The organism is Nocardia sp. NPDC059195, assembly GCF_042754695.1.
Lineage (GTDB): Bacteria > Actinomycetota > Actinomycetes > Mycobacteriales > Mycobacteriaceae > Nocardia.
This window is the reverse complement of sequence record NZ_JBHZBG010000024.1, coordinates 98,462-106,790: the sequence shown is the minus strand read 5'-3', so window position 1 is coordinate 106,790 and position 8,329 is coordinate 98,462. Positions and strand designations below refer to the sequence as shown.

Annotated in this window: 8 protein-coding genes; 6 read left to right on the top strand and 2 right to left on the bottom strand. The window is 67.8% G+C overall.

Annotation, left to right across the window (positions count from 1 at the left end; translation table 11 throughout):
• On the bottom strand, positions 1 to 553 hold a 553-nt coding region (locus ACFXKN_RS25720), incomplete at its 3' end, for an SDR family NAD(P)-dependent oxidoreductase (RefSeq protein WP_379433988.1).
• A gap of 193 nt (positions 554 to 746) precedes the next feature.
• Here ACFXKN_RS25720 and ACFXKN_RS25715 point away from each other — a divergent pair.
• The 6 genes from ACFXKN_RS25715 to ACFXKN_RS25690 all read left to right on the top strand — a co-directional run bounded on the left by ACFXKN_RS25715 (position 747) and on the right by ACFXKN_RS25690 (position 6,976).
• Positions 747 to 1,802, top strand: coding sequence for a 2Fe-2S iron-sulfur cluster-binding protein (locus ACFXKN_RS25715; protein ID WP_378951602.1), 1,056 nt, complete (start codon positions 747 to 749; stop codon positions 1,800 to 1,802).
• Between the two features lie 15 nt (positions 1,803 to 1,817).
• Entirely contained in the window at positions 1,818 to 3,320 is a 1,503-nt protein-coding gene (locus ACFXKN_RS25710; RefSeq protein ID WP_378951605.1) for an MDR family MFS transporter, read from the top strand.
• A complete protein-coding gene (locus ACFXKN_RS25705) occupies positions 3,314 to 4,099 on the top strand; it encodes a 2-keto-4-pentenoate hydratase (RefSeq protein ID WP_378951608.1) in 786 nt (261 codons plus the stop codon). The genes ACFXKN_RS25710 and ACFXKN_RS25705 overlap by 7 nt, the downstream gene beginning before the upstream one ends.
• 55 nt (positions 4,100 to 4,154) lie before the next feature.
• Positions 4,155 to 5,063 (top strand): acetaldehyde dehydrogenase (acetylating), encoded by a 909-nt coding sequence (locus tag ACFXKN_RS25700; protein WP_378951611.1) that lies wholly within the window; start codon positions 4,155 to 4,157, stop codon positions 5,061 to 5,063.
• A gap of 86 nt (positions 5,064 to 5,149) precedes the next feature.
• A complete protein-coding gene (gene dmpG, locus ACFXKN_RS25695) occupies positions 5,150 to 6,184 on the top strand; it encodes a 4-hydroxy-2-oxovalerate aldolase (protein WP_378951614.1) in 1,035 nt (344 codons plus the stop codon).
• A gap of 279 nt (positions 6,185 to 6,463) precedes the next feature.
• A complete protein-coding gene (locus tag ACFXKN_RS25690) occupies positions 6,464 to 6,976 on the top strand; it encodes an SRPBCC family protein (RefSeq protein WP_378951617.1) in 513 nt (170 codons plus the stop codon).
• A gap of 31 nt (positions 6,977 to 7,007) precedes the next feature.
• On the opposite strand, the gene ACFXKN_RS25685 is transcribed toward ACFXKN_RS25690, so the two are convergent.
• Positions 7,008 to 8,279: a glycosyltransferase 87 family protein gene (locus tag ACFXKN_RS25685; RefSeq protein ID WP_378951620.1), complete on the bottom strand. Its 1,272-nt coding sequence runs from the start codon at positions 8,277 to 8,279 to the stop codon at positions 7,008 to 7,010.
• Positions 8,280 to 8,329: the final 50 nt, after the last annotated feature.

Below are 8,329 nucleotides of genomic sequence, written 5' to 3'. Positions count from 1 at the left end.
CACCCGGTTTCCCCGCGTCCCGGCGGGGGCGGTCCGGGTTGGCCGGGGTGCGCGCCTCGCCCCCCGCGGCGTTCTGGCGCCCCGTGTTGGGCGGGGCGCCCGCCGCGCCGACGATGCCGTTGGTGGAGCTCACGATCACGACCGAGCCGCCGTCGCTCAGGGCCGCAACGGCCGCGCGCACGGTGTGCCACATGCCGGTGAGGTTGATGTCGATGGTGCGTTGCCAGGCCTGGTCCGACAGCTCCCAGGACAGGCCGAGGTCGCTGTAGATGCCCGCGTTGGCCACGATCACATCGAGGCGGCCCAGTGCGGCGACGCCATCGGCGACCGCCGCGTCCATGGATGCTTGATCGCGTACGTCGGCGACGCCGGTGACGCACAGGCGACCTGTCGTCTCGACTTCGCGTGCTGTCTCGGCCAATTCGGCCGCGGCGGCCTCGATGTCGAGTGCGATGATGTCGGCGCCTTCCTCGGCCAGCCGACGGCAATGGGCGCGGCCCATTCCCCCGGCCGCGCCGGTCACCAGCGCGACGGTGTTGTGCATGCGGTTCATCGGGTGCCCCCGGAGAATCTGGTGTCCACGAGCTCGACGCTAGGGTTCGCGCCCAGCGCATCTGCCCTGGTCTTCCCGGTCAGCGGGCAGTGCGCGGCGATGTCCCGGCCACCGGGAGCCATGGGCTCCGCGGCGGCGACGGGCCTGCGACGGTTGTTCCGCAACGCCGGTTCTGTGATCGAGGAGGACACCAGTGACGAGGGCGACTGTCGACGTTCCGCGTGGCTCGCGGGTGGTGACGCTGCGGGTGTCGGCGGTGATCGAGGAGACCGCGGACGCGCGCTCGCTGGTGTTCGATGTGCCCGATGCGGTCGCCGACCGTTTCGCCTACCGGCCGGGCCAGTTCCTCACCGTGCGTATCCCGAGCGAGCGGACCGCCCCGGTGGCGCGCTGCTACTCGCTGGCGAGTTCGCCGTTCACGGGTGATCCGCCGCAGGTCACGGTGAAGCGCACGGCCGGCGGCTATGGCTCGAATTGGTTGTGTGACAACGTCTCCGTCGGCGACACCCTCGACGTGCTGCCGCCGCAAGGAACCTTCACCCCGACCTCCCTCGACGCCGATCTGCTGTTGTGGGCCGCTGGTAGCGGTATCACGCCGGTGATGTCGATTCTGCGGTCCGCCCTGGCGCACGGCACGGGCCGGGTGGTCCTGTTCTACGCCAATCGCGAGCGGGAATCGGTCATCTTCGCCGATGCCCTCCGCGACCTCCTCGCTCGATATCCGGGTCGAATTACCGTGGCGCACTGGCTCGAATCGCTCCAAGGCCTACCCACCACGACCCAGTTGGCCGAGTTCGCCGCACCGTATTCGGCCTTCGAGTCGTTCGTGTGCGGGCCCGGCCCGTTCATGTCGGCGGTGACCGAGACGCTGTCCGGCGCCGGGTGGCCGCGCGAGCGCGTCACCACCGAGGTGTTCGTCTCGCTGTCGGGTGATCCCTTCGCCGAGCCCGAGCCACTCGACCTCGTCGACACCGAGGACGCCGCGCACGTGGAGGTGGAACTCGACGGTGCGGTGCACGCGCTGAGCTGGCCACGCTCGCGCACCCTCGTCGACGTGATGCTCGCCGACGGACTCGATGTCCCCTATTCCTGCCGCGAAGGCGAATGCGGTTCGTGCGCGTGCACCGTCGTCGACGGTGAGGTCACGATGACCAACGCGTCGATCCTCGATCAGGAGGACATCGACGCCGGGTACGCCCTGGCCTGCCAGGCCCGTCCGCGCTCCGATCAGGTCCGTATCCGTTTCTGAGCCGAGAGGTGTGCTGTGGCAACCGATACCGCACGATCCGAGGTCGGATTCGGCTCGGACCGTGGGCCGGTACTCGCCTCGCTGATGCTCGCCACCGGACTCGTCGCGCTCGATTCGACGATCCTGGCGACCGCGGTGCTGTCGATCACCGACAGTCTCGGCGATTTCACCCTGTTCCCGTGGCTGTTCACGAGCTATCTGCTCGCCCAGGCGGTCACCGTGCCGATCTACGGCGCGCTGGCCGACTCGTTCGGTCGCAAGCCGGTGATGCTGTTCGGCATCGCGGTATTCGCGATCGGCTCGCTGCTGTGCGGGCTGGCGAGCAGCATGCTCGCCCTGATCGTGTTCCGCGCTGTCCAGGGCATCGGTGCCGGTGCGATTCAGCCGACGACCATGGTCATCGCCGGTGATCTGTACACGCTGGCCGAACGTGCCACTGTCCAGGGGTATCTGGCCGGCGTGTGGGCGGTGGCGTCGGTGACCGGCCCACTGCTCGGTGGCATCTGCGCCGACTACCTGGGCTGGCGGTGGATCTTCCTGGTCAACCTGCCGCTGGCCGCGCTCGCCGGGTGGATGCTGGTCCGCAATTTCCACGAGTCCGTGCCCCGGCGACACCGCAGCGTCGACTACGCGGGTGCGGCACTGCTCACCCTCGGCGCGGGGGCACTGGTGCTCGGGCTGCTCGAGGGCGGGAACGCCTGGGCGTGGCGATCGCCGGTCGGCCTCGCGGTCTTCGGCTGCGCCGCACTGTCGCTCGCGCTGTTCGTGGTTGTCGAAGCGCGAGCCACGCACCCGATTCTTCCGCTGTGGGTGTTCACCCGGCGGGTGGTGATCGCGAGCTGTGTGGCCGCCATGCTGGGCGGGGCGCTGCTGTTCGGGTTCACGACGTATGCGCCGATGTTCAATCAGGGTGTGCTCGGTACGAGCGCCCTGGTCGCGGGACTCGTCACCGGCGCGCTCACTCTCGGCTGGCCGTTGGCGGCCGCTCAGGCCGGAAAGATATACCTGCGCTTCGGGTTTCGTACGTGCGCCGTCCTCGGCAGTACCGTCGCGGCGATCGGCGCGGCGACGACTCTGATGCTCGACGAGAACTCGGCACTGTGGCAGGTCGCCGCCTCGTGTTTCGTGGTCGGCGCCGGCATGGGGTTGGTGGCCACACCCACGCTCATCGCGGCGCAGACGAGCGCGCAGTGGACCGAACGCGGCGTCGTCACCTCGGCGAATATGTTCGCGCGGTCGCTCGGCAGCGCGGTGGGGGTCGCCGCGTTCGGTGCGGTTGTCAACGCGCGCCTCGGTGATGCGGGTGTGCCGACGCCGCAGTCACTGTCGGCCGCAGTACATCTCGTGTTCGCGACCATCGCGGCGATGACCGTCGTGCTGGTGGCCGCGTGTGCGGCGATCCCCGGCCGGGCCATGCAATTTCCTGTCCATCCAGCGGGAGGGCCCGGCCCCGCGCACGGTCTCGACGACGAGCATGGGGTGGTATCACCAGAAGAGAAGAGGGAGCCAGGATGCTGACAACCGGCATGCGCGCCGAGCTCGCCGCCGAACTGGCGCGGGCGGAGCTGGATCGGGTGGCCGTGTCTCCCATCGTGGACCGGTATCCGGACATCGATGTGGTGGACGCGTACGAGATCCAGCTGCTCAATATCCGGCGCAGGCTCGATGACGGCGGGAAGGTGGTCGGGCACAAGGTGGGGCTGTCGTCGCTGGCGATGCAACAGATGATGGGCGTCGACGAGCCCGACTACGGTCACCTGCTCGCCGACATGGAGGTCTACGAGGACGTCCCCGTCGACACCTCGAAGTTCCTGCTGCCCCGGGTGGAGGTCGAGGTCGGGTTCATCCTCGGCGCCGATCTGCCCGGCGAGGACTGCACCGAAGCCGACGTGTTGGCCGCGACCGTCGCCTATGTGCCGTCGATCGAGTTGATCGACTCCCGGATCACCGACTGGAAGATCGGCCTGGCCGACACCATCTCCGACAACGCCTCCTCGGCCGGGTGGGTGCTCGGCAAGCAACGCGTCGCCCCCGCCGACATCGACATCACCGCCATCGACGCCGTGCTCACCCGTAACGGTGAAGTCATCGCCGAAGGCCGCAGCGACGCGGTCCTGGGCGATCCGGTGATCGCGGTGGCCTGGCTCGCCCGCAAGGTCGCGACCTTCGGGGTGCGGCTCGAAGCCGGTGACATCGTGTTGCCCGGTTCCTGCACCCGGGCTATCGACGCCCGTCCCGGCGACGATTTCCTCGCCGACTTCACCGGACTCGGCTCCGTCCGCTTGTCGTTCACCTGAGCCGACCCCACATCCGCCGGCCTGTTCGGGCCGCTATTCCTCGAGGAGGCCGACCGTGTCCCACGGTACCGTCACCGCCGCGATCGTCGGATCCGGCAATATCAGCACCGACCTGCTCTACAAACTCCTGCGCTCGGAATCCATCGAGCCCCGCTGGATGATCGGCATCGACCCCGACAGCGAAGGCTTGAAACGCGCCCGCGGGCTCGGCCTGGAAACCTCCGCCGAGGGCGTCGACTGGCTCCTCGCCCAGGACACCAAACCCGACATGGTCTTCGAAGCCACCTCGGCCTACGTCCACCGCGCCGCCGCACCCCGATACGCCGAACTCGGCATCCGCGCCATCGACCTCACCCCTGCCGCGGTCGGCCCGGCTGTCGTGCCGCCGGTCAACCTGGCCTCGCTGCTGGAAGCGCCGAACGTCAACATGATCACCTGCGGCGGACAGGCCACCATCCCGATCGTCGCCGCCGTCTCCCGCGTCGTGCCCGTCCCCTATGCCGAAATCGTCGCCTCGGTCTCATCGAACTCCGCAGGCCCGGGTACTCGGGCGAATATCGACGAGTTCACCAAGACCACCAGCCGTGGCGTGGAAACCATCGGTGGTGCTCAGCGCGGCAAGGCGATCATCATCTTGAACCCGGCCGAACCGCCGATGATCATGCGCGACACCATCTTCTGCGCCATTCCCGACGACGCCGACCATGACGCGATCACCGCATCGATCCATCAGATGGTGGCCGACATCCAGCAGTATGTGCCCGGCTATCGCCTGCTCAACGAACCGCAGTTCGACGAGCCCTCGGTCGTTTCCGGCGGGCTGGCGAAAGTTTCGGTATTCGTCGAGGTCGAAGGCGCCGGCGACTTCTTGCCGCCCTACGCGGGCAACCTCGACATCATGACCGCGGCCGCGACTCGCGTCGGTGAGGTCGTGGCCGAACAGATCCTGTCGACGCGAGTGTGACCATGACCGATTCATCAGCCCTCGACACCATCACCCCCGAGGCCCTGCGGCCGCCGCCGCCGAGCCGGGCGTAAGGAGACTCGACCATGCCATTCTCTGCCGAACTCGACATTCGGATCACCGACACCTCCCTGCGTGACGGCTCCCACCACAAACGCCACCAATTCACCGCCACCGAGGTCCGTGACATCGTCGCCGCCCTCGACGGTGCCGGTGTGCCCGTCATCGAAGTCACCCACGGTGACGGCCTGGGTGGATCCTCGTTCAACTACGGGTTCTCCAAAACCCCCGAGCAGGAACTCATCACGATCGCCGCCGAGACAGCCGCGAACGCCAAGATCGCGTTCCTCATGCTGCCCGGCGTCGGCGTGAAAGAAGACATCAAGATCTCCCAGGACAACGGCGCCTCGATCTGCCGGATCGCGACCCACTGCACCGAAGCCGATGTCTCCATCCAGCACTTCGGATTCGCCCGCGACCTCGGCCTGGAAACCGTCGGGTTCTTGATGATGTCGCACACCCAGCCGCCGGAGATCCTGGCACAGCAAGCCCGGATCATGGCCGACGCCGGCTGCCACTGCGTCTACATCGTCGACTCCGCCGGAGCCCTTGTCCTCGAACAGGTCTCCGACCGCGTCGCCGCTGTCGTCGCCGAACTCGGCACCGACGCCCAAGTCGGGTTCCACGGCCACGAAAACCTCGGCCTGGCCGTCGCGAACTCCGTCTACGCCATCCGCGCGGGCGCCACCCAGATCGACGGCTCCACCCGCCGTTTCGGCGCGGGCGCGGGCAACACCCCGGTCGAAGCGTTCGTCGGTGTCGCCGACAAACTCGGCATCACCACCGGTGTCGATTTCTTCGCCATCGCCGACGCCGCCGAGGACGTCGTCCGCCCTGCCATGCCGCAGGAATGCCTCCTCGACCGCCAAGCCCTGATGATGGGCTACGCGGGCGTCTACTCGAGCTTCCTCAAGCACGCCGAACGCCAGGCCGAACGCTACGGTGTCTCCGCCGCGCAGATGCTCGTCCGCGCGGGCGAACGCAAACTCGTCGGCGGCCAAGAAGACCAGCTCATCGACATCGCCCTCGAACTCCAACGCGAAGCCGCTCTCCCCGTCTGACCCAGCCCACGAACCATCGCCCCCTGTGGACCGCACGTGGGGCGATGGTGACTTTCCACGAAGAACCCGGTGCCGATCTGGTGTCACTCGCGAGATCCCCCATCCGGATGGACATTTCGTGGCGGTCGGCTAGCGTCTCTGACACGCCGTTCGGGACAAGATCGACGTGCGAACACCGCACGCCGTGTCGGCGATGAGTGGGGGATCATGGCCCAGCGGAGCAATCGCAGGCGACAGACCGATCGGTTGATAACGCCTGACCCCTCCCCTTCCTCCGGCGTGGACTACGTGCTGGTCAGCGGTGCGGTCGCCCTGCCCGTTCCGCCGGAAAGGCTGTGGGACATCCTGTCCCAGCCGCACGAGATCGCCGCCTGGATGTCCGAACTACACGCCTGGACCGGCCCGCGAACAGATCGAGTCGATGCCGGCGACGAGCTCGCCGCGCAGGTCCAGCTGTTCCACATGCTCCACGACCTGCGTTTGGCCGTCACCGAATTCCACCCGGCCCGAAGTTGGACGATGACATGCAGCGCGGTGGCCGGTATCGCGGTCACCTTCACCGCGGAACTCGAGCACCTGGGAGAAGGATCGCGCGCCACCCTTCGAACCGGTCTGCACGGCACGGTGTTGCGCGATGCCGATGCCGTGGTGCTTCGGCACGCCATCCAGTCGGGGCTGGACTCGAACCTTCGGCAGCTGGCCGAGATCGCGAACCCCGACGGAATCACAACCCGGCTCCCGGCGGCCGTCGGTCACCGCCCGACACGGGAGGAAGCCGCCGGATTCGAATGATCAGTCGTCGCCGGTGGCGTCTCGAACCGATCTAAGCGACGCGCGCGGGCTCCTCGACCGCCGTCGGCGCCGCCACGGTCCGCGCCGACCGACGTCCGGTGACGAGGAACAGCACAACGAGCCCAACAGCCAGCCATACATAGGTGTCGCCGATGATGTGCTGATCCCACGTCCATGAGGTCTCGCGGTGCTCACCATCGGGCAGGAAACTGTGCGGTGCGATCACGAAGACCGCGGCGACGACGACGGCCGTGGCATACCAGCCTCGCGCACTGCTGACGGGCAGAGTGCGGGCGTGGCAGACCATCGCGAGCAACGCGGGCGCGATCCAGACCCAGTGATGCGACCACGAGATCGGCGACAGCAGCAGCGTGAAGACCGCGTTGAGGGACAGCGCGATCACGGGGGCGTCGGCGGCCTTGCGCATCGCGGCGACGACGAGGACCAGCAGCAGGGCACCCAGCACGAGCCACAGGGCGTCGAAGGGGAGCCCGGTGATGTGGAGGCGGGCCATGACGGCCTGGATCGACTGATTGGTGTGGAAGGCCGAGCCGCTCAGGCCCGAGACATTGCCGAGGCCACCGAACCAGTAGCGGGTGGATTCGGTGGGCAGGAAGGCGAAGGACGCGATGGTGGCGATCGCACCGGTGCCCGCGGCGGTCGCGGCGGCCTTGTAGTCCTTGCGGACCAGGAAGTAGAGAACGAAGGCGGCGGGCGTGAGTTTGATGGCGGCGGCCAGGCCGATCAGCATGCCGCGGGGGTAGCGGGTTTTCGGCAGCAGGCAGTCGGTGGCGACCAGCACCATCAGCAGGAGATTGACCTGGCCGAAGTCGATGGTCGAGCGGACCGGCTCCAGCAGCATCGCCAACGGGACCGCGCAGGCGGTGACCAGCAGGGCGGCCTGCTTGCGGTCCGGGTAGTAACGGCGGGCGACCAGATACAGCGTCCAAGCGACGGCGGCGATCGACACCACGACGTAGAGGATCTTCGCCGTGCCCCACGGCAGCAGCGCGAACGGCGCGAGCGCGATGGCCGCGAACGGCGGGTAGATGAAGGGCAGGCCGATACCGGCGGTGGTCTTGGGCAGCTGGCCGTACAGATCGGCGCCGTCGCGCATCGCCTCGATGCCGAGACGGTAGACCTGGAGATCGATGAACCCACCGGAATAGCGTTCGAAGGGCCACAGCGGCGTTCTGACACAGACGACCGAAACAATGGTGAGCAATACCGGCACCAGCCACCATGCTCGATTGATCGGGCGTGGGGAACGCTCTTGCACGGGGTGGGTGGTGTCACTACTCATCCGCGGCGACTATACCGACTCGCGTGCGTCAACGGGGCACCGCCCATCGG